This window comes from Paenibacillus sp. FSL R5-0810 (assembly GCF_038002285.1).
GTDB classification, from domain to species: domain Bacteria; phylum Bacillota; class Bacilli; order Paenibacillales; family Paenibacillaceae; genus Paenibacillus_AQ; species Paenibacillus_AQ lactis.
This window is the reverse complement of record NZ_JBBOCF010000001.1, coordinates 2,595,550-2,615,801: the sequence shown is the minus strand read 5'-3', so window position 1 is coordinate 2,615,801 and position 20,252 is coordinate 2,595,550. Positions and strand designations below refer to the sequence as shown.

21 protein-coding genes are annotated in these 20,252 nt (G+C 52.7%); 16 read left to right on the top strand and 5 right to left on the bottom strand.

All coding sequences use genetic code 11. From position 1 onward, the window contains the following. Window positions 1–10 precede the first annotated feature (10 nt). The 16 genes from MKX76_RS11770 (at window position 11) to MKX76_RS11695 (ending at window position 16,340) form a co-directional block, all read left to right on the top strand. Complete coding sequence (locus tag MKX76_RS11770) at window positions 11–529, top strand: cell wall elongation regulator TseB-like domain-containing protein (protein WP_213615191.1); 519 nt, start codon at window positions 11–13, stop codon at window positions 527–529. A gap of 263 nt (window positions 530–792) precedes the next feature. Beyond that, on the top strand, window positions 793–1,326 hold the full coding sequence (locus tag MKX76_RS11765; protein WP_007129865.1) for a hypothetical protein: 534 nt from the start codon (window positions 793–795) through the stop codon (window positions 1,324–1,326). Beyond that, complete coding sequence (locus tag MKX76_RS11760; protein ID WP_007129866.1) at window positions 1,319–2,821, top strand: AAA family ATPase; 1,503 nt, start codon at window positions 1,319–1,321, stop codon at window positions 2,819–2,821. Before MKX76_RS11765 ends, MKX76_RS11760 begins: the two co-directional genes overlap by 8 nt. A 184-nt stretch (window positions 2,822–3,005) precedes the next feature. Beyond that, on the top strand, window positions 3,006–3,878 hold the full coding sequence (locus MKX76_RS11755) for a 3-hydroxyacyl-CoA dehydrogenase family protein (protein WP_007129867.1): 873 nt from the start codon (window positions 3,006–3,008) through the stop codon (window positions 3,876–3,878). Next, window positions 3,875–5,083 (top strand): acetate/propionate family kinase, encoded by a 1,209-nt coding sequence (locus MKX76_RS11750; RefSeq protein WP_341033805.1) that lies wholly within the window; start codon window positions 3,875–3,877, stop codon window positions 5,081–5,083. The genes MKX76_RS11755 and MKX76_RS11750 overlap by 4 nt, the downstream gene beginning before the upstream one ends. A gap of 29 nt (window positions 5,084–5,112) precedes the next feature. Further along, window positions 5,113–6,408, top strand: coding sequence for an asparagine--tRNA ligase (asnS, locus tag MKX76_RS11745; protein WP_341033804.1), 1,296 nt, complete (start codon window positions 5,113–5,115; stop codon window positions 6,406–6,408). Between the two features lie 18 nt (window positions 6,409–6,426). Further along, window positions 6,427–7,173: a DnaD domain-containing protein gene (locus MKX76_RS11740; protein ID WP_007129870.1), complete on the top strand. Its 747-nt coding sequence runs from the start codon at window positions 6,427–6,429 to the stop codon at window positions 7,171–7,173. A 181-nt stretch (window positions 7,174–7,354) separates the two neighbouring features. After that, window positions 7,355–7,828 carry an IS200/IS605 family transposase gene (tnpA, locus tag MKX76_RS11735; protein WP_213613863.1) on the top strand — a complete coding sequence of 158 codons (474 nt, stop codon included), beginning with the start codon at window positions 7,355–7,357 and terminating at the stop codon, window positions 7,826–7,828. A 520-nt stretch (window positions 7,829–8,348) separates the two neighbouring features. Beyond that, a complete protein-coding gene (locus MKX76_RS11730) occupies window positions 8,349–8,621 on the top strand; it encodes a CD3324 family protein (RefSeq protein ID WP_007129871.1) in 273 nt (90 codons plus the stop codon). Between the two features lie 136 nt (window positions 8,622–8,757). After that, entirely contained in the window at window positions 8,758–9,783 is a 1,026-nt protein-coding gene (locus MKX76_RS11725) for a phosphotransferase enzyme family protein (protein ID WP_341033803.1), read from the top strand. A gap of 238 nt (window positions 9,784–10,021) precedes the next feature. After that, on the top strand, window positions 10,022–12,529 hold the full coding sequence (locus MKX76_RS11720) for a WD40/YVTN/BNR-like repeat-containing protein (protein WP_341033802.1): 2,508 nt from the start codon (window positions 10,022–10,024) through the stop codon (window positions 12,527–12,529). 270 nt (window positions 12,530–12,799) lie between these two features. Beyond that, window positions 12,800–13,606 carry a CPBP family intramembrane glutamic endopeptidase gene (locus MKX76_RS11715; RefSeq protein ID WP_028403599.1) on the top strand — a complete coding sequence of 269 codons (807 nt, stop codon included), beginning with the start codon at window positions 12,800–12,802 and terminating at the stop codon, window positions 13,604–13,606. 359 nt (window positions 13,607–13,965) lie between these two features. Then, the gene (locus MKX76_RS11710) at window positions 13,966–14,577 is read left to right on the top strand and encodes an RNA polymerase sigma factor (RefSeq protein WP_007129875.1); all 612 of its coding nucleotides are present in this window, start codon (window positions 13,966–13,968) and stop codon (window positions 14,575–14,577) included. Then, window positions 14,574–15,029 carry a hypothetical protein gene (locus tag MKX76_RS11705; protein WP_007129876.1) on the top strand — a complete coding sequence of 152 codons (456 nt, stop codon included), beginning with the start codon at window positions 14,574–14,576 and terminating at the stop codon, window positions 15,027–15,029. The genes MKX76_RS11710 and MKX76_RS11705 overlap by 4 nt, the downstream gene beginning before the upstream one ends. Window positions 15,030–15,054: 25 nt before the next feature. Then, the gene (locus MKX76_RS11700; protein WP_028403596.1) at window positions 15,055–16,170 is read left to right on the top strand and encodes a hypothetical protein; all 1,116 of its coding nucleotides are present in this window, start codon (window positions 15,055–15,057) and stop codon (window positions 16,168–16,170) included. Between the two features lie 29 nt (window positions 16,171–16,199). Next, window positions 16,200–16,340, top strand: a complete 141-nt coding sequence (locus MKX76_RS11695; protein WP_007129878.1) for a hypothetical protein — start codon at window positions 16,200–16,202, stop codon at window positions 16,338–16,340. Window positions 16,341–16,404: 64 nt separating this feature from the next. On the opposite strand, the gene MKX76_RS11690 is transcribed toward MKX76_RS11695, so the two are convergent. The 5 genes from MKX76_RS11690 to proC all read right to left on the bottom strand — a co-directional run bounded on the left by MKX76_RS11690 (window position 16,405) and on the right by proC (window position 20,251). After that, on the bottom strand, window positions 16,405–16,698 hold the full coding sequence (locus MKX76_RS11690) for an SdpI family protein (protein ID WP_007129879.1): 294 nt from the start codon (window positions 16,696–16,698) through the stop codon (window positions 16,405–16,407). A gap of 128 nt (window positions 16,699–16,826) precedes the next feature. After that, window positions 16,827–17,492 carry a methylthioribulose 1-phosphate dehydratase gene (locus tag MKX76_RS11685; protein WP_007129880.1) on the bottom strand — a complete coding sequence of 222 codons (666 nt, stop codon included), beginning with the start codon at window positions 17,490–17,492 and terminating at the stop codon, window positions 16,827–16,829. Between the two features lies 1 nt (window position 17,493). After that, window positions 17,494–18,174: a 2-hydroxy-3-keto-5-methylthiopentenyl-1-phosphate phosphatase gene (locus MKX76_RS11680; RefSeq protein ID WP_341033800.1), complete on the bottom strand. Its 681-nt coding sequence runs from the start codon at window positions 18,172–18,174 to the stop codon at window positions 17,494–17,496. Further along, window positions 18,171–19,385, bottom strand: coding sequence for a 2,3-diketo-5-methylthiopentyl-1-phosphate enolase (locus MKX76_RS11675; RefSeq protein ID WP_341033799.1), 1,215 nt, complete (start codon window positions 19,383–19,385; stop codon window positions 18,171–18,173). Before MKX76_RS11675 ends, MKX76_RS11680 begins: the two co-directional genes overlap by 4 nt. After that, window positions 19,382–20,251, bottom strand: a complete 870-nt coding sequence (gene proC / locus MKX76_RS11670; protein ID WP_213615175.1) for a pyrroline-5-carboxylate reductase — start codon at window positions 20,249–20,251, stop codon at window positions 19,382–19,384. Before proC ends, MKX76_RS11675 begins: the two co-directional genes overlap by 4 nt. Between the last annotated feature and the right edge of the window lies 1 nt (window position 20,252).

Below are 20,252 nucleotides of genomic sequence, written 5' to 3'. Positions count from 1 at the left end.
ATCAGACGGTTTGAAAAAGAGAACAAAGTGGATTTTGCTTAGTATATCCGGGCTGCTGCTGGCGCTGCTATGCGTGCAGCTGTACTATTCCTATGTCATGAAGGACACGTGGAATGAGGAGAGCCTGGCGGTGCAAGCCGCTCGCCAGCATGGCGGCCTGGTGACGAAGGATAAGACCTACAAGTCGGTATGGGGCGAGAACAACAATTATTGGGTCATCACGGGAACGAATCAGGACCAGCAGCAGATCATGGTCTGGGTGAAGTTTACGGATGATAATCTTCCTGTTGAAGGCAAGGATGCGGTTCAGGCCGTGCTGCTCAGCAGCGGATTGTCCGAGGAGCAGATGCGCGAGCAGATTCGCAATGAGATGCCGGGTGCTGTGATCAAGCGGCTGCTCCCCGTCATGTATGAAGGCGAGTATACATGGCAGCTCCAATATGAGAATCAGGGCCAATTAGGTTATCGCTTCTATCGCTTCCAGGACGGACAGGCGATCGGAGAGGACATTATTCTTCCCAATCAATAAATCAGTTATACAGGAAAGAGGCTTTCTTGTACGCGATTGTACAAGGAAGCCTCTTTGTTTTGGGTTTGTAAGCGCTGTCTGAAAAATATGGAAAAACTGTTCTTAATATTTTCACAGGAAGGCATGAAAAAGTATAGATTATGTGATATACTCATTGTTGTACTCATTAGACAGAAAACGATCTATTAGTCATAGCATATGATACTGTATATAAATGTGATTTATTCTAATCTACAAATTACTACTACTGAAGGAGGCACTTCATGAAACTGCGCATTGTCCCTATCATGCTGACGGTTGTCATTTCGGCATTGGTGCTCTTCGGCGGATGGTTTCTATATCAGCGTTTCGCCGTCCAGAGTCCGCTGGCCGATGTTGTTTCTCAATATGAAGGCGTGAAAAGTTCTCATATAGATATTAAACAGGATGCCGTATCTTTGAAACTCGATTTGGCTCCGGACACGAATTTGCAGGGCTTGGTTCAGCACATCAAGCGTGAAGGCAAATCCGTGATCGGCAGCCGGGAGCTTAAAATTCAAGTCGAGGACCACTCCTCGGAGGCGTTGGATGAGTGGTGGGAAAAGGCGATGCTGTCTGTTGCGGAGGCAATGGATAACAAGCAATACACCAACATCCAGAAATCCCTGGATCGGCTGGCCGCCGGTACGCCGAATCTGAGCGCAAAAGCGACGATCGACGACAACAATGTCTACATCAGCCTGTCGGATGGAAAGTCTGGTAAATTCATCATCTTGCCGCGTCAGCCCGGAACAATGGAGGTGTGGAGCCATGCCTAAATGGACGAAAGAAGTAGCGATCGGCTTTGTCCCGGTATTGCTGGTATTCCTGGCTTTTATCGGGGTGAATATCGTGCCGGTTATCATCGCGGTTGCTCTCGTAGGCGGATTGCTGTTCATCGCGAAGATGAGAGGCGGGATCGCCGTCGGAGCAGGAAATGAACGCAAACGCAAGAAAGCGGGCCCCTCGAAGCTGACCTTTGAGGAGATCGGCGGGCAGGACAATGCCAAGCAGGAGCTTCGGGAGGCGCTTGATTTTCTGATCCGTCATGAAGATATCAAGAAATTCGGAATCCGTCCGCTCAAGGGCATTCTTCTCACCGGTCCTCCGGGGACGGGGAAGACGCTCATGGCCAGAGCGGCCGCCCATTACACCAATTCCGTATTCGTGGCTGCATCGGGCAGCGAATTCGTTGAAATGTACGTCGGCGTCGGAGCCGGACGCATCCGGGATTTGTTTAAGGATGCCCGCACCCGGGCCGAGAAGGAGAATAAACAGAGCGCAATTATCTTTATCGATGAGATCGACGTCATCGGCGGGAAGCGTGAAGGCGGGCAGCAGCGCGAATATGATCAGACGCTGAACCAGCTGCTGACCGAAATGGATGGGATCTATTCGACCGAGGCGCCGCGTATTCTCGTCATCGCCGCCACGAACCGCAAGGAGATGCTGGATAGCGCCCTGCTTCGTCCGGGAAGATTTGACCGCCATATTCAGGTGGATCTGCCGGATAAGAAGGGACGAGCCCATATTCTAAGACTGCATGCGGCCAACAAACCGCTGCATGAGGATGTGGACCTTGAGAAAATCGCCGAGGAAGCGTACGGCTTCTCGGGCGCCCAGCTGGAAAGCGTCATGAACGAAGCGGCGATTTACACGATGCGCGAGAATGAGCAATTCATTCACCAGCGCCATCTGTCCATGGCCATCGATAAGGTCATGATGGGTGAGCGGTCAGACCGCGAATCCAATATCGAAGAGAAGAAGCGGGTAGCGATCCATGAGCTGGGTCATGCCATTATGGCGGAGCTCGTACGCCCCGGCAGCGTGAAGCAGGTGGCGCTCAGCCCCCGCGGCAAAGCTCTTGGCTATGTGCGTCACAATCCGCAGCAGGAGCAGTATCTCTATACGAAATCGTTCCTGGAAGAGCAGATTATGATCGCGCTTGGCGGAGCCGCCGCGGAAGAAATCTATTACGGCGGACGGAGCACCGGCTCCAGCAATGACTTTGAGCAATCGCTTAACATTGTGGAGACGATGATGAAATCCGGTTTAACCTCGCTTGGCATCATCAACATGAATATGGTTACGACCGAGGAATTGATGCGGGAGAACAATATGATCCTAGAAGAGCTCATGTCCCGGACGAAAGGCCTGTTGGAACGGAATCGGGCGATATTCGACAATTCGCTTGACATCCTGATGAAAGAGGAAATTTTGTCCGGAGAGCAATTTCGTTGTCAATTTCGTGAAAACGCGCTTTTACCAGCATAATTTGTTATGCTGGTTATTTTTTTTTACTTTTTTCTCATGCTAAGATATTATTATATTTTGTGCTCTAAAAATGCATGTTCAAAAAGTCGGTTTTTTAATTTTTTGGACAACCTCTAAAAATGCATTTTTCGACAAATAGGGGTACAATACTGTATAGAGATAAGGAAAGGGTGGAGTAGAAACCATGTACTTCAAAAAAATCGGCGTTGTCGGCGGCGGTACGATGGGGCAGGGCATTGCGGAAATGCTCGCCGCCAAAGGGCTCGACGTGCTGCTCGTTGAGAAATCTCCAGAGAGATTGGACTATTCATACCGCATGATCGAAACCAGTCTGGATAAACAGCTGGAGAAATGGGGCATCACGCAGGCGGAGAAGAAACTTATACTTAGCCGGATTCAGAAAGTGACGCATATCAAGGAGCTTGGCACCTGCGATATGGTCATCGAGACGATTATAGAAGATTTGGATGCAAAAAAAGAAGTATTTGAACAGCTTGACCAAGTATGTCCGAGCAATGTCATCTTGGCGAGCAATACATCCACGCTCAGCTTGACGGAGCTTGCCAGCTCCACGAAATATCCGGAGCGTGTTATTGGCATGCACTTTATTCATCCCGTATCCAAGGTGGATCTCGTTGAAATTATTCGCGGCTTGAAAACGTCCGAACAGACGTTTACCGAAACGAAGCGTTTTGTCGAGGAAGTGGCTGACAAGAAGGGCATCATGGTCTATGAATCTCCGGGCTTCGTAACGACGCGCATGATTACGCTGATGATCAACGAAGCGCTGCATCTGCTACAGGAAGGCGTTGCGTCCGCGGAGGATATCGACGACGCGATGCGAATCGGCTACAACTTCCAGCACGGGCCGCTCGAGATGGCGGACCGTTTCGGTCTTGACTCCATTCTTGCCGCGCTGGAACGCATGTTCCGCGAATACGGCGAGCTGAAATACCGTCCGTCCATCGTGCTTAAGAAGATGGTGCGTGCCGGACAGCTTGGCGTGAAGACCGGCGAGGGCTTTTTCAAGTACGACAAGGATGGTGACCGGATATGAATATTCTCGTAATTAACGCGGGCAGTTCCTCGCTTAAATATCAGCTGTATAACATGACGGATGAATCCGTGCTGGCCAAAGGCCTGGTGGAGCGGATCGGGATGGATTCCTCGATTCTGACCCATAAGCCGACCGGGAAACAGGAAGTGACCGAGGTCAGTGAAATATTGGAGCATACGACCGCGATCCGCAAAGTGCTCGGCATGCTGACGAATGAAGAGCATGGCGTCATCGAATCCATCGACAGCATTCAGGCCGTCGGCCATCGGGTCGTCCACGGCGGCGAGTCCTTCAAGGAATCGGCCCTGGTGGACAGCGAAGTCAAGGCGGAAATCCGCCGCCTCTTCGACCTGGCTCCGCTTCATAATCCCGCTTCCATGATGGGGATCCGCGCAGCGGAAACGAATATGCCGGGCGTACCGCAGGTCGTTGTGTTCGATACCGCCTTCCATCAGACGATGCCGGAAAAATCATACCTGTACGCTATCCCGAGAGTTCTTTATAATAAATATAAAGTACGTCGTTACGGTGCGCACGGTACGTCCCATGCTTATGTCAGCCAAGCGGCAGCCGAGTTTCTGAACCGTCCGATCGAGGAGCTCAAGATCATTACCTGCCACATTGGCAACGGGGCTTCGCTGACTGCCGTAGACGGCGGGAAGTCGGTCGATACATCGATGGGGATGACGCCGCTTGAAGGCTTGATGATGGGGACGCGCAGCGGCGACCTGGATCCTGCCATCGTTCCTTTTGTCATGAATAAGGAAGAGCTTACCGTCAATGAAGTGAACTCGATGCTGAACAAGCACAGCGGTTTGCTCGCGATTTCCGGAATCAGCAGCGATATGCGCGAAATTACGGAAGGCATGGAAAAAGGCGAGCCGAATACGACTCTGGCATTCAACATGTACGAGTACCGGCTCCGTAAATATATCGGGTCCTACGCTGCGGCAATGAACGGCGTGGATGTCATCGTATTTACGGCAGGCGTAGGGGAAAACTCGATCGTCCTCCGCAAAAAGGTGCTTGAGCAGCTTACCTATCTCGGCGTAGAATTGGATGAGGAGCTGAACAGCATTCGTTCCGGCGAGCCTCGCCGCATTTCAACGGCGAATTCAAAGGTCGAGGTGCTTGTCATTCCTACCAATGAGGAATTGGTTATCGCTCGGGATACGCATCGTATCGTACAAGCTTTATACCGTTAATTCGCAGTGATAAAGGGAGAGATTTTAGCATGGCCACCAAAAGTGTGATTCGTCACGTCAGCCAGCATGTCGGTGAGACGGTAACCATCGGCGCCTGGATTAACAACAAGCGTTCCAGCGGCAAGATTCAATTCCTGCAGCTTCGGGACGGTACCGGATATATTCAAGGCGTAGTCGTTAAGAATGAAGTGTCCGAGCAGGTATGGAATGATGCAAAAAGCCTGACGCAGGAGAGCTCGCTCTATGTAACGGGCGTGATCCGCGAGGAGCCCCGCAGCCAATCCGGTTATGAGATGACGGTAACGGGCATCGAAATCATCCATCTGACAGAGAATTATCCGATTACGCCTAAAGAACACGGCGTCGATTTCCTGATGGATCATCGCCATTTGTGGCTTCGTACGCAGAAGCAGCGCGCGATTATGGTCATCCGCTCGGAAATTATCCGTGCGATTCAGGAGTACTTTGATACGAACGGATTTACGCTGGTGGATCCGCCGATTTTGACGCCGACATCCGCGGAAGGAACGACGAACCTGTTCCATACGAAGTATTTCGACGAGGATGCCTACCTGACGCAAAGCGGACAGCTGTACATGGAAGCGGCCGCCATGGCGCTCGGCAAGGTCTATTCCTTCGGTCCGACATTCCGGGCAGAGAAATCCAAAACCCGCCGTCACCTGATCGAGTTCTGGATGATCGAGCCGGAAATGGCCTTCACGGATCACGAGGAGAGTCTGAAGGTACAGGAGCAGTTCATCGCTCATGTCGTGCAATCGGTCGTTAAAAACTGCCGCCAGGAGCTGGAGGCGATCGGCCGCGATATTTCCAAGCTGGAAGCGATCCAGGCTCCGTTCCCGCGGATTACGTATGACGAGGCCATCGAATTCCTGCACACGCAAGGCTTCGATATTCCTTGGGGTGAGGATTTCGGCGCGCCGCATGAGACGGCCATTGCCGAAAAATACGATAAGCCGGTCTTTATTACGCATTATCCGGCCGGCATCAAGGCCTTCTACATGAAGCCGGATCCGAACCGTCCGGAAGTCGTGCTGTGCGCGGACATGATCGCCCCGGAAGGCTATGGCGAGATCATCGGCGGTTCGCAGCGGATCGACGATCCGCAGCTGCTGGAAGAGCGTTTCAAGGAGCATGACCTGTCGATGGACACCTATCAGTGGTATATGGATCTGCGTAAATACGGAACGGTTCCACATTCCGGCTTCGGGCTTGGACTGGAGCGGACGGTAGCCTGGATCTGCGGTCTGGATCATGTGCGTGAAACGATTCCGTTCCCAAGAACATTGTATCGGTTGTATCCATAAGCCGTGAGAGGTGAGTCTATGGATCACGGCAACGCCGGAGGCAACCGGGGATCGTGGGCCGATGGCGCGGCAGCGGGAATGAGCCAGGGCATGGCGATTATTCCGTATTCGCTCCTTCGCCACTACCGGAAGCTGGGCCTGACGGACCGGGAGGCGATGCTGCTGATCCATTTGATCGGATTTCAGCAGGTCGAATTCAAGGCATTTCCGTCCCTGGAGGAGCTGTCGGATGTAACCGGCATTCCGGCCGCGTCGATCGCGCCCAGCCTGCAGCGGCTCATGAAGGATGGGCTGCTCGGTATCGATGAGTACGTCGACGGAGCGCAAGGAATCCATTATGAGCGGTACAACCTGAACGGGTTGTACAAGAAGCTGGCGGATTGCATGGCCGAAGAGGATATGACCCCTCAGCCGGACCGTATCAAACCCCAGTCCCCGCTCTCGGGCCGGGGAGGGTCCGCGCCGATGGATCCCGCAGGAGCCCGGACGGTTCCGGAGAAGGAAGAGCGCAATCTGTTCACCATTTTCGAGAAGGAGTTCGGCCGCCCGCTGTCTCCGATGGAACTCGAGACGATCTCCGGGTGGGTGGATGCGGACCGTTATCCGGATGAGCTGATCCTGCTGGCCTTGAAGGAAGCGGTGTTTGCCGGAAAGCTGCATTTCCGCTACATCGACCGGATTCTGCTGGAATGGAGCCGCAATCGCGTGCGCACGGCCCAGGATGCTAAAGCCTATACGCAGAAATTCAGAAATATCGGAAGATAGACAAGCAGCACGTCCTTAGAGGCGTGCTGTTTTTGTTTATGGCTTTAGCCAGTTGAGCTCGCGAAGCGTGCGAAACAAAAAACCACCCGCTATGCGGGTGGAGGGATCGAGGGTTTGACCAACAAGACCATTCCGATAAAATTGAGATGTTCAGGCTCAATAATGAAAGGAATGGTCTTAGATGGCAAACAAGAGCTATAGTTTAGCTCACACGAAGTGGATGTGCAAGTACCACATTGTGTTCACCCCGAAGTATAGACGGAAAGAGATTTATAATCAAGTGAGGAAAGACTTAATCGAAATTTTCAAACGATTATGCAAATACAAGGGAGTGGAGATAATCGAAGGCCACATGATGCCCGATCATGTACATATGTTGGTAGCAATTCCCCCAAAAATCTCAGTATCATCATTTATGGGATACCTGAAGGGGAAAAGCTCACTCATGATATTCGAGAAGCACGCTACCTTGAAGTATAAATATGGTAATCGAAAATTTTGGGCGGAGGGATACTACGTCAGCACAGTGGGCTTGAATGAAGCCACCGTGGCCAAATATATCCGTGAGCAAGAAGCACACGACCAGGCAATTGATAAACTGAGTGTGAAAGAGTATGAAGACCCATTCAGCAAAAACAGTAGCAAGAAGAAGTAAACCAGTTTAACTGGTAAGTGAAAGTGACAAATTACACTGAGCCTGAACAATTTTATTGTCAGGCTAGCGTCTTTAGGCGCAGTTTGGCAACAAGGGGTTATACCCCAAGAGCAAACCACCCGTTTGACGGGTGGTTCTGATTTTGTGCGGGTAATCGATGCATTATTGGGGGTGGAAGTACAATTTCTTGAAAGAGCCGCCACATTCGTTTCATGAACCATGCATGGCACATGTGTTGATCCCGAGCAAGCCGTCTCAATCACTCATGTGTACTTCGGGCACGGATTTCGCTATAATGAACGTAACCTGTCGGAATTCCATTATCTTGAAGGGAGGGGCCAAATATGAAGAAGTTGACAGTGTGCTCTATGCAAAGTCTATTTGATGAACAACGGCGGTTGTTTGCATGGAGCGAGAAGATGGTTACCGCCTGATTTCCTCTTGGTGAAAAGAGGCCGTTTATCACGTGGACTTTGCATCCTTAAAATTTCGAATTTACATTTTAAGGAGCAAGGATGCCATGAAATATATAAACGCGGATATTATACTTCCTGAGGAGCTGTTGAAGGAAGTGCAGAAATATGTGCAAGGCAAGATGGTGTACATCCCGAAGCCCGAGGGGCTGCGGAAGAAATGGGGAGAGAACTCCGGAAGCAGGGCCTATTTGAAAAATAGGAACGAGGAAATCCGCCGGAAATTCACGGAGGGTGCTTCCATCGACGATCTGTCCTCACAATATTGCTTGTCGTGCGATTCGATCAAGAAAATCGTTTATACCAAAAACAACAAGTAAGCGCAAGTCACATTAGATCCACGTTCTAATGTGGCTTTTTTGTGTTTACATTGGTTCAACTCATTTGCTGCATATCCCTGGGCATGGTTGGCCGGTTAGAATCGATGATGAAGAACCGGGACGAAGAGGTGTAGATATGGAGCATGATATAAAAGTGGGGGCGGAAGAAACACGGGCAGCTTTACTGGACCAGGCTCAGAAGCTGGCAGGGTCCGCGTGCAAGCATTATGAATTGGAAGGCGCCGATGTGGAGTTTATCGGATTTTCCGAGCATGCAACCTACCGTATTCGTACGGCAGGGGAGGACAAGCATCTATTGCGGATCCACTTGGATGAGCGAAGCCAAGCGGAGATCCAGTCGGAGCTGCTCTTTCTCGAAGCATTACAAGGAGTCGAGGGCATACACGCACCCTCAGGCGTTCCTGACCGAAACGGAGAAACCGTGATAGAGCTTCGTACGGACGATGGCAATGCCTCTTCATATATAACGCTGATGAAATGGGTTGATGGGCAACCTGCTGAAGGGAGGCTCACGGATCGGCAGGTGCATAATATCGGTAAATTGCTTGGCAGCCTTCATCAAGCTGGAGAGCAGTTCGTTCCTCCATCCGGTTTTATCCGGCCGCACTGGGGGAGACAAAGCTTTGACATGGCAATGACCAGACTCTCGCGATACTACTGCAGCTTTTTAACGGAGCCGGATTGGCGTTTGTATGGACAAGCTGCAGTAAAGATCCAAACAGAGCTGGCAGGGATGAAGAAGGACAGGCATAGCTATGGACTGATCCATGCCGATCTGCACATTGGAAATATCGTATTCGACGAGGATGACCCTCGTCCGATCGACTTCGGAAGATGCGGCTCTGGATATTTTCTGTACGATACGGCAGCAATCCTGCTCGCACTGGGGCCCGAACAGCGACGGGATTTGCTCCGGGCATATGATGAAGCCCGCGAAGTGCGCCAGGATGAAGTGAGGAAATTGGAGTGCTTTTTTATCATGACGATGATGGAGAACTATAGTCACCACGCTCCCAATCCGCTGGAGTGGGAAGGCATGCGGGCTGAACAGCCGTACGCCTTGGCCTATATTCAGGCGTTTCTAAAGGATGAGTCCTTTCTGTTCCGCAAGCTAGAACCGGTGAGAAGGCAGGACCACTAATTTTTACATGAAAATATATCCAAAATGGCAGGTGTTATTGCGGCTCCATTCCATATAGAATAGGTGGCGTAATACACTGTCGTTCTTTTTGGCAAGCGCTTTCAATTTATACTGCGCATTTGGATTTCAACCAGTCATGAATGGCGCAATAAGAGGGGGGAGCATCGAACCGATTCAACGAAAAGTTATCGAAAGGCTCGCAGTTTATGGTCGTCTACAACGGTACAGGAGGGATTTCATGTTCAAAAAGCTATGTAATATCACCTTAGTCGCTTCGCTGACATTCTCGATCGGTGGAGCTGCTTTCGCAAGCTCGCCGGGAGATCAGGCCAAGGAAGCACCAGGAAGGAAAGGCATCCAGGAACAAGCTTACAGCTGGGACCGCGCAAAAGTGGTCGGCGGCGGCTTCATTCCGGGCATTGTATTCAATCCGAGCGAGAAGGATCTCATCTATGCCCGTACCGATATTGGCGGTGCTTATCGCTGGAATCCGGAGACCGGCTCCTGGATTCAGCTAATGAATTTCGTAGGCTTCGACGAATGGAATATGCTCGGTGTGGAAAGCTTGGCAACGGACCCTGTGGATCCGGACCGATTGTATATCGCGGCCGGTACATACACGAACGACTGGACGGATATGAACGGTGTGCTGCTTCGATCGAAGGACCGCGGCGACAGCTTCGAGCGTACAGCGCTTCCATTCAAGCTTGGCGGCAATATGCCGGGCCGGTCCATGGGTGAGCGGCTCGCGATTGATCCCAACGACAATCGGGTCCTGTATTTGGGGGCGCGCAGCGGAAACGGGCTGTGGAGAAGCACAGATTACGGGAAAACCTGGGGCAAGGTGGCCAGCTTCCCGAATGACGGCAGCGCAAAGGATTATTATGGCGATATCGTCGGACCGGTATGGATTACATTCGACCCGACAACGGGCAGCCGGGGAAAAGCAACGCAGACCATTTACGTCGGAGTTGCCGATACGGTCAACAGTATTTACCGGAGCACTGATGGCGGCCAGTCATGGGAGCTGCTTCCCGGGCAGCCGCTGCAAAATTTCTTTCCGCATCACGGCGTATTAAGCTCAAATGGGAATTTGTATATTACGTATAATGAGTTTATCGGTCCATATGACGGCGGAACGGGAGCCGTATGGAAGTACAATACGAAGACGGGCCAGTGGACGGATGTCAGCCCGACAGGCAGCACCGAGCATCCGTATGGAGGTATCTCGGTGGATGCCAGACATCCGGATACGCTGATGGTGGCGACGATGAACAAGTGGTGGCCGGACGAGTTCATCTACCGCAGCACGGACGGTGGCAAAACATGGACATCGCTATGGACGCTTGACTATTCGAAGGATCCGGTAAGAGAAAACCGGTTTACGATCGATTACGCGATATCTCCATGGCTGGACTGGGGAGAGAAGAAAGCGCTGCCCGAAATTTCGCCTAAGCTGGGCTGGATGATCGGCGATCTGGAGATCGATCCGTTCGATTCGGACCGCATCCTGTATGGTACGGGGGCGACGCTATACGGGACCGATAACATGACCGCACTTGATCGGGGGCAGAACGTCAACATTTCCGTGCAGGCGAACGGGATCGAAGAAACGGCGATTCTCGGCTTGATCAGTCCTCCATCGGGAGCCCCGCTGCTGAGTGCGATGGGGGATATCGGGGGCTTCCGGCATGAGGATTTGACGAAAGCGCCGCAGATGATTACCAATCCGTATCTGGGTACCAGCACTGATATCGACTATGCGGAAATGAACCCCAACATCATCGTTCGGGTAGGGAATGCGGAAGGAACGGCTCCAAGAATGGGCATTTCTATGGATAACGGGAAGACCTGGACACCGGCCGCCAATGCCTGGCCATCGGCCGAGGGCGACAAAACCGAAGGCGGATGGGTGGCCGTCGGCGCGGACGGAAGCCGGATCGTTTGGAGTCCGAAGAGCAGTTCATCCGAAAGCGTACGCCCTGTAAGCTACACCAAGGACCGGGGAGTTACCTGGCATGCTTCGCAAGGGATACCGGAAGGAGCGATCATTTCTTCCGACCGGGTAAATCCGAGCAAGTTCTATGGCATAGCCAACGGCAAGTTCTATATCAGCAACGATGGCGGCGCAACCTTTACAGCCTCTCAGGCGACGGGGCTGCCGCAGACCTTGACCAGCAAATTCAAAGCGGTTCCGGGAGCGGAAGGGGAAATATGGATCGCTGCGGCCAAAGACAACAGCAACACGCAAAGCGCTTATGGTTTATGGCACTCCACGGATTCCGGCAATAGCTTCGTCAAGCTGGAGGGTATCCAGGAAGCGGCTACCATCGGCTTCGGCAAGGCTGCACCTGGACAAAACGTGATGGCGCTATACAGCTACGCCAAAATAAACAACAAGTACGGGGTTTACCGTTCGGACAACGGGGGAGCCAGCTGGATTCGAATCAATGACGATGAGCATCAATTCGGATCGGCCAATCGCGCCATAACCGGCGATCCGCGGGTATACGGAAGGGTGTACATCGGGACCAACGGTTTGGGCATCGTGGTCGGAGATATCCAGTCCGATTCCAAGGGAAACGCGAAGCCTGGCAATCAGGATAAAGACAAAGACAAGGATAAAGATAAAACAGAAAAGCAGGACGATAAAAATAACAAGGACAATAAGAACAATAAGAACAGCAAAAACAATCAAGGGAATAAGAACAACGGCAAAAACAACAACGGCAATAAGAACAACTAGCAATAAGGTCTTCAGCAACATTAACAAAAACAGTTGAGCGTGAGACGAAACGTCTACGCGCAGCGGGCCGGGAAGGGATCCTTCTCGGCCTTTATTTTTGGTATCGATTCGAATTAAGGTTTCGTTTTTCTCTAAACCTGCTTCATCCAATCTATGAATACGTAAGCTCCTGCCTGATTGGAGAAGGCGTATGCCAACTTAGTGTATTGAATATGAGCCGTTTCAAGCGTATCATGAAAAGACGACAGTATTTCGGATGGGGAGAACAGTTTGCTGCATAAGAAAATATCAGGCGAATGGACCGCCTGTTTGTTATTGATGGTTATTACCATCATAGGTGCCCAGATGGCTGCACCTGGAATGGCATGGCTATGGGGACTGGGCCTCATTCTGGCGGGTTATGCTCTCCGTAACGCCTCGGAGGAGTTAGGCAGAGCTGCGATAATAGCTGCTTGCATTACGTTTGGATACCGGATGTACAGCGCGCTGGGAGACTACATAAAAGAATGGCTCGCCGATGACATGGGACTGGCAGTGGGGTTGTCAAGGCTAAGTTTAATCGCGTTCATTCTGCCCATGGCCATCTTCAGCTGCTTCCAAAAAAGCAAGCCCCGTTATATGGCCGTAGGGAAATGGAGCAATCCGATCTATTTCCCATGGATCATGCGAGGGTTATACAAGGAACCGATCTGGCGATTTATCCTCATATTTACGGCCGTAACGGGAGCCGTATTTGCCTTCCTCATCGATTGGGGGCAGCCTGGACTCATCGCTCTGATCGGATATGCGCTCCTCTTCGCATCCATCAATGCCGTTCTGGAGGAGCTGCTGTGGCGCGGTTATATTCTAAGCCGCCTAACGGAAGACTTCGGCGAAATCCAAGGACTGGTGATTGCCGGAGCTGCCTTCGGTTTCTACCATCTGCACTTGGGCTTCCCATGGATCGTCTGCCTGTTATTTTCCTTCTTTGGCATGATGATGAGCGGCGTAGCCATTCGCTCACAGGGTCTGGCTCCGGTCATCACCATGCATTTCGTCATGAATATGTGGTTTGTTCTCAGCGGGATGATCCTCTGACGGCAGCCGGTGCAAGGAATAGACGGTTAACAGCTGCGGCCGGAGATCTCAAATCGAACGATTCTCCATTTCATGTCATTGTCACGGACAAAATGCTTGCGGAATCATCCGGCAATTGAACAAGAATTAACCGAAATCGAAAATAGCGGCAGACCTAGGGCGCCTTCGGGCCGCCCTCTTTTTATGGAGTCCGGACTCTGCGTCCAAGCACATCCTGCAATATGGTTGATTCCGACCGTCTGAGACAAACTAGGCGTTTACCGGCAATGCAAGCTTCTGCTTCCACGCCAAAGGGGAGACTAATTTGCTCTGTCTTGACGCACGATTTTTAGTAGTAACGAAAAATTTTTTTTCAAAAGTTGCAGGGGCGGGCATGTAGTCTTGCGTCAATTGATATTGGGAAGGAGGGGAGAGTTATTGAAGCTGAACGATTAATAAGACGCATCCTTCAAGGCGAGCAGGAGGCCTTTCGGGAGCTGGTTGATACGTACAGCCAGCATGTGTTCCATACCGCATACTCGGTGCTTCGAGATATTAAGGATGCGGAGGATGCGTCGCAGGAAGTCTTCATACAAGTCTATAGAGCTCTCCCCCAATACCGTTCCGAAGGCTTTAAGACATGGATCACCCGCATTGCCTTAAATAAAGCGATCGACATGAAACGTAAGCGGGATCGTAAACCGCCTGAGCATGGGGCGGGCGGAAGTGAAGAAGTATTAGACAAGCTCCCCTCCGCGGAAGAAGATACCGTTACTTTGCTCATTCATAAGGAGCGTAGGGAGACGCTGCGGGCGCGAATTGATGAGCTGCCTGCCAATCACCGGGAGATCATATCGGCATTTTATTTGGAAGAGAAGAATTATGAGCAGATTAGCTCCGAGCTGAACGTGTCGGTCAAAACGGTGGAATCAAAGCTGTACCGGGCCCGGCAATGGATCCGGACGCACTGGAAGGAGGAAGAGTGGAAATGACATGGTCGATTCAAGAGCGCAAAGCAATGACAGAGCGTTATATAAAAGGGGAAGCCGCCCCGGAAGAACGGGCTTTGTATGAAGAGCGCCTGTTGTCGGACGATTCGTTGCTTGAGCTCTATATGGAGGCGCTTAGCCGCCAAGACGGACTGCCGGATCTGCCGGACCCGGCCTTATTCGCGGATCGAGTCATGAATCACGAAAAGATTAAGCCGTATCCGCGAAGAGCAGCCGCATACGCATCGGACCGGCCGAAGCGATGGTATGAGAAGGCGATCGTTCACTATGCGATTGCCGCATCCGTCACACTGCTGTTCCTGTTTACCGGTGCGTTCGAAAGACTGCAGTCGGTCAGTCCGGAGCAAGGGGCGCCGCTTTCCCAATCGCCGTCCTACAGCGATCAGCTGGTAGAAAAAACATCGGGCTGGATTGACAGCCTGCTGCCCAAATAAGGATTTTTGGAAAGGAAGATGAACTGTGCAACCGCAGCGTAGCAAAATGCTTGCATTCATATTGAATTTTGTCCCTGGCCTCGGCCACTATTACTGGGGGAGAAACGGACGGGCAGTCCTCTATCCGCTGCTCTTCTTCGGCGGCTTGTTAGGAGGATTGGTGCTCACGTTTATGGCTGGCTCCAATACCGTGTTTGTCATGAGCATCCTTGGCGCATTGCTGATCTGGGGCATCAGTATGCTCGATTTACTAATGGCTCTGCTTCGTTACACGCCGGTTTCCTACGTTTATGATGAATATGGCCGACCCATGGAAGTGCCGAACGAACGAAGCGACGATTCCGAACGCTTCTTCACGATCCTGCTGTCGTTTATACCCGGGCTGGGACATTTCCAGCTTGGCTTGATGCAGCGCGGATTGTCTTTTCTGATCGCATTCTTCGGGCTTGGCACCATCCTGGTGTTCCTGACCGGATTGACGCACGAGTCGGTATTTCTGCTCTTTCTGGGCATCTTGCCGGTGATCTGGCTGTACTGCATGTTCGATGTCGTTCAGCTCCTTAACCGTAAGCAGGCAGGAGAGTTCTTGATGGACCGGACGCTGTTCGAAGAGTTGGAGAGCGGTCGTGAGAGCGGACGGCGCAGCAAAGTGTTTGCTACGATGCTGTCTGCATTCCCTGGAGCGGGGCAAATGTACCTCGGACTGCAGAAGCGGGGCCTCCAGCTGATGATCCTGTTTCTGGGCAGCATCTATGTGCTGGATGTGCTTAGACTGTCCTTGTTTCTGTTTATGATTCCGCTGATCTGGTGCTATGCCTTTTTCGACGGCCTGCAGCAGGTCAGCCGCTACGGCCGGGAGCCGCTGCGCGACCGGCCGATCATCGCCAGCACATCCGGCCAGCAGCGCTGGCTCGGTTTAGGACTTGTGCTGCTGGGCATTTACTTCGTATTTTCCAGTGTGGTCCTGCCGTATCTCGAGACGCTGTTCCCGAATCTGTACCTGGATTCCCGGATCCGGGATTTCATGAAGACGGCGATCGTTACGGTGCTGCTGATCGGCGGCGGCATCAAGCTGATGATGGCACCGAAGCAGGGAGCACGGTTCGAGGACCGGCCTTACGATGATTTCGACCGCGATTAATCGGCGGAAGGGATGAGGAGGAGATATTTGTGGTTAAAAATTTGGCGTATGTGCTGTACATTTTATTGTTTGTGGTGACATGCCTGTTCGTCGTAAACCATTACCTGCCATCGGATCCGGAGCCGTATGCGAGGATTTCCTACGTAGAGTATGAGCAGGGACATTTATAAAGGCATCCGTTAGTCATATCCAAGAAGCAAAAAACATGTAAAACGATCCTGGAGAAGGATCGCTTTACATGTTTTTTAATTTGCGTTCAACCAGGATGTAAATCAGGATAAACACGACGAGCGTTGCAATACCCGTAGCCGTAAAGCTGCCGGTCAGCCTCGCGATGGCGAGCAGGACGACCCCGAAGATCATGAGCAGCAGGCTGACGTAGGCGTTGGCGACTTTAAAACGCCGCTCGCTTTTAAGCGAAGACGTTGTTTTGTAGGCATAAAAGCTCTTGATGCTCTTGGGAGGAACCAGGTATAGGAGCAATCCATACAAAATAAAGATGATGCCTATGGCTAATCCTTGAATCACGGAATACTCACTCCTCAGGAAAATGATGCCCGCTCTGTGCCCCGAGCGTCTAGAAACAATCGGGGCGCAGCGGACTTTGCGTAAAGCGGTTTGCCCGGCGTCCGGGCTCGCTCACATAGGGTTAGGGTTTACCTTGCCTGGTTACTGCCTGCAGCGTTCAGGAGAAGGCGGCGGTAGGTGTATTCAAAAATAAATTCAAACGCCTCCAGATGCTTCTTCGCCTCGAAGGCGTTCCGCCCCCAGGCATAGATGCCGTGATTCCGCAGAAGGATCCCGGGCACGGAGGGATCAAGAGCATCCGGGACAAGCGCCGCGATTTTCGGGATGTCCGCATAGTTGGGCAGAATCGGTATGGAGATGGCGGCATCCTCTTCCCAAATATTGAACGCCTTGATCAGCTCGATGCCCTGCGCAGGAACGAAGCCCTGATCACCGTACCATTCGCTGACCAGGTTGTTGTCGATCGTATGCACATGGAAAATGGCCCCGCAGCCGGTCTTGCGATAAATTTCGCAGTGGATCAAGGTTTCGGCGCTAGGCTTGAGCCCGGTCGTCTCGCACGGCTTCCCGTTACGGTCAACAAACAGATAATCCTCCGGCGTATGTACGGACTTGTCCTTTCCGCTCGCGGTTATAGCAAAGTAAAACTCCTCGGGCGTAAAGTCGCCGACGCGGACCGAGAGATTTCCGCTTGTTCCGGGAAACCAGTTGCGCGAGGCAAAAAGCTCCTTGACGCCGCGCAGGTCGTCAAGGGCTGCTTGTTTTTGTTCCAGCAGGATATCGGCAAATGCCATATCACAGCACCCCCTGTTTCAGCTTGTCGTTCAGATCGGCATAGATGTCGGTAAAGGTCTCGAACGGCACATGATGCACGCCCAGCTTCCGGCACTGCTCCGTGAGCGTGGAGCGCGAGTAAACCAGATCGGCCTGCTTGGCCCCTTCGAAATCGGTGAGGCTGTCTCCGATCAGAATCCGGTAATATTGATCCGCCGGGAATCGGTCCATCACGGTAACCTTGCACATGCCGCAATCGTTGGTGCACGAATCCTTGCATGGATGCGGCCATGTAATCTCGATCGTGTCCCCCTCAAAATTGGAGCCGTTGCAGAATATATGGTCTGCCGGAATGCCGTACGGCTGCAGGATCGGATCGACGAAGAAATCGATACCGCCGCTCGTGACGAAAAACTCGATGCTTTCTTGCTTCAGATACTCAAGAAAAGCGCCGAAGCCCTCGCGGATGCCGGCATGCTCGAGCACGAAGGACGTAATCTCCTCTTTCATGGAGGAAGGGAAGAGGGCGAACATCCGCCCGACCCCTTCCCGGATCGAGATCGTCCGCTCGACCGTATCCTTCATGATTCCCTCATAGCCTTCCGGTTTGAAATGCTTCATAATGGCTACGATATTGTCGTTGTTCGTGATCGTTCCGTCAAAATCGCAAAAAATGACGGGCGTTCTTCCTTGAGCTGTCATGCTTCTCCTCCCCAGATGTCCAGCGCGGCTTTCAGTTCTTCGTGCTCCTCCGCATAGTGGGCGAGCGGCACGGATTTCATCGTGGCTTCGATCGCCTGAACGAAGGCTCTTCCGCCGGCTTCCGTGCCCAGCGGATGGCCGTGGATGCCTCCGCCGGCATTCACGACGACATCCGTACCGAAGTCGCGGATAATGCGCGGCACGAGTCCGGGATGAATGCCTGCCGACGGAACCGGCATGCTCCGCTTGACGCCGAGCTTGACGGTATGCAGCTCGTCCCGAATGCCGAGGTTCTCTTCCCGCGGCATCGTGACCGAGCCGTAAGGCGACGGGAACAGGACCAGGTCGGCTCCGGCGATCCGCATCAGCTGGCCGAGCAGAACCGGTGCGGCAATTCCGTGATACGGAGACGGGTAGATGGCTCCTGCCAAAGCCGGATGAGCAGCGATCGGCACGATGATGTCCGGATCGGAGCTGAGCTCGTGCAGGACGTCATACCCGTAGGACAGGACGTTGAACAGCAGCGCGTTGGCACCGGCGTCGATCGCTCGCAGCGCCTGATCCCGCAGCTTCGAAGTATGTCCTGTCAGATTGGCTGCATACAGCAGCTTTTTGCCCGTCTGCTGCTCGACCTCGCGGGCAGCTTCGATACATAAGCGAACCCGTGTCTCGATCGGGGTCAGCTCATTTTCGAACAGGATTTCATCATCCTTGATCAGGTCAACGCCGCCGAGGGCCTGGCGAATGAATTGCTCCCTAAGCTCATCGGCGCTTAACCCGATCACCGATTTGAAGATGCTCATCAAGAGCGGACGGTCGTGAACCCCGAGCAGGTCGCGGACGCCGTCGATCCCGAATTTCGGCCCCGGGAAAGCCGATAGGAATTCCGGCGATAGATCCAGGTTGGTCAGCTTGATGCGGCCGTCCATGGATATCTTGCCGAATACCGTCACAAGCAGGGCAGGAATGTCCCGGCTGAAGTTGATATCCGGATAGGCGATGCTGATATCGGCATAACGGCTGCCGGGCTCCCAGCCTTCATGGACCTGGATGTCCACCACTTCGCCAAGATGCTTCTGCATGGCTTCCTGCTTGGCCGCAGGCAGCTCGGTCCAGCTCCCGACCGTCATGCCAACGGCGATGGATGTCGCCTTTTTACGAAAATCCGCCTGGTCGTCATAAATTCTGTAGGTTGCGATTGAACGGCTCATAGGGCTTGCTCCTTTAGCATCGCGCCCATTTCTTTGGAGCGCTCTGCGCAGCGGTTGACGGCAGCGATGACCGTCTCGAAGAAGTCGCCGCGGTCCAGCGTTTCAAGAGCTGCTTGCGTGGAGCCGTTTGGCGATGTGATTTTTGCCCGGAGGGCTGCCGGCGGCTCGCCGGTCTGCTGCACCATTCGGGCTGCGCCCAGAATCGTCTGGAGCGTCAGGTCGCGGCTTTGTTCAGGCGATAAGCCGCCGCGGATGCCGGCAGCGGTCATGGCCTCCATCATATAATAGAAGTAAGCTGGACCGCTTCCCGAGATGCCGGTAAGAATGTCCATCTTCTCCTCTTCAATGACGGTCACCTGGCCCACCGCTTCAAATAATGTAAGGACAAGCTGGCGCTGCTCCTCGCTGATTTCCTTGGAGAAGGAGATGCCGGTCGAGCCGAGTCCGATCGAAGCGGACGTATTCGGCATCGTGCGTGCTATTGGCTGATTCGTGCCGAGCAGCGTTTGGGTCGTATGAATCGAGAGGCCGGCAATGACCGAAATGATCAGCTGATCGGCGGACAGCATCGACCCTAGCTCCTTCAATACCTTTGCAGCATCCTTTGGTTTCATGGCCAGCACGATGACTGGGGAGGTTTTGAGAATTTGATGCTTCGCGTCCGCATCGCTGTTAAACTGGACGCCGTAGCGTTGACTGAGCTCCTCGAGACGCTGGACATTGCTGCGGTTCAGCATCGTAATGCGCTCGGGCTGTACGACATGGCGGGTTACAAGGCCCTTCACGATCGCTTCAGCCATCGAGCCCGCCCCGTAAAATGTAATGGCTTTATCGATCAGCGGGCGGTTCTGTGGGGTTTGGCACATA

Coding starts and splice junctions, on each gene's coding strand:
- tnpA (WP_213613863.1), top strand. CDS start 7,355: ATGGCAAACAAGAGCTATAGTTTAGCTCACACGAAGTGGATGTGCAAG.
- MKX76_RS11760 (WP_007129866.1), top strand. CDS start 1,319: ATGCCTAAATGGACGAAAGAAGTAGCGATCGGCTTTGTCCCGGTATTG.
- MKX76_RS11680 (WP_341033800.1), bottom strand. CDS start 18,174: ATGACAGCTCAAGGAAGAACGCCCGTCATTTTTTGCGATTTTGACGGA.
- MKX76_RS11685 (WP_007129880.1), bottom strand. CDS start 17,492: ATGGCATTTGCCGATATCCTGCTGGAACAAAAACAAGCAGCCCTTGAC.
- MKX76_RS11730 (WP_007129871.1), top strand. CDS start 8,349: ATGAAATATATAAACGCGGATATTATACTTCCTGAGGAGCTGTTGAAG.
- MKX76_RS11755 (WP_007129867.1), top strand. CDS start 3,006: ATGTACTTCAAAAAAATCGGCGTTGTCGGCGGCGGTACGATGGGGCAG.
- MKX76_RS11725 (WP_341033803.1), top strand. CDS start 8,758: ATGGAGCATGATATAAAAGTGGGGGCGGAAGAAACACGGGCAGCTTTA.
- MKX76_RS11705 (WP_007129876.1), top strand. CDS start 14,574: ATGACATGGTCGATTCAAGAGCGCAAAGCAATGACAGAGCGTTATATA.
- proC (WP_213615175.1), bottom strand. CDS start 20,251: ATGTGCCAAACCCCACAGAACCGCCCGCTGATCGATAAAGCCATTACA.
- MKX76_RS11675 (WP_341033799.1), bottom strand. CDS start 19,385: ATGAGCCGTTCAATCGCAACCTACAGAATTTATGACGACCAGGCGGAT.
- MKX76_RS11750 (WP_341033805.1), top strand. CDS start 3,875: ATGAATATTCTCGTAATTAACGCGGGCAGTTCCTCGCTTAAATATCAG.
- asnS (WP_341033804.1), top strand. CDS start 5,113: ATGGCCACCAAAAGTGTGATTCGTCACGTCAGCCAGCATGTCGGTGAG.
- MKX76_RS11765 (WP_007129865.1), top strand. CDS start 793: ATGAAACTGCGCATTGTCCCTATCATGCTGACGGTTGTCATTTCGGCA.
- MKX76_RS11720 (WP_341033802.1), top strand. CDS start 10,022: ATGTTCAAAAAGCTATGTAATATCACCTTAGTCGCTTCGCTGACATTC.
- MKX76_RS11740 (WP_007129870.1), top strand. CDS start 6,427: ATGGATCACGGCAACGCCGGAGGCAACCGGGGATCGTGGGCCGATGGC.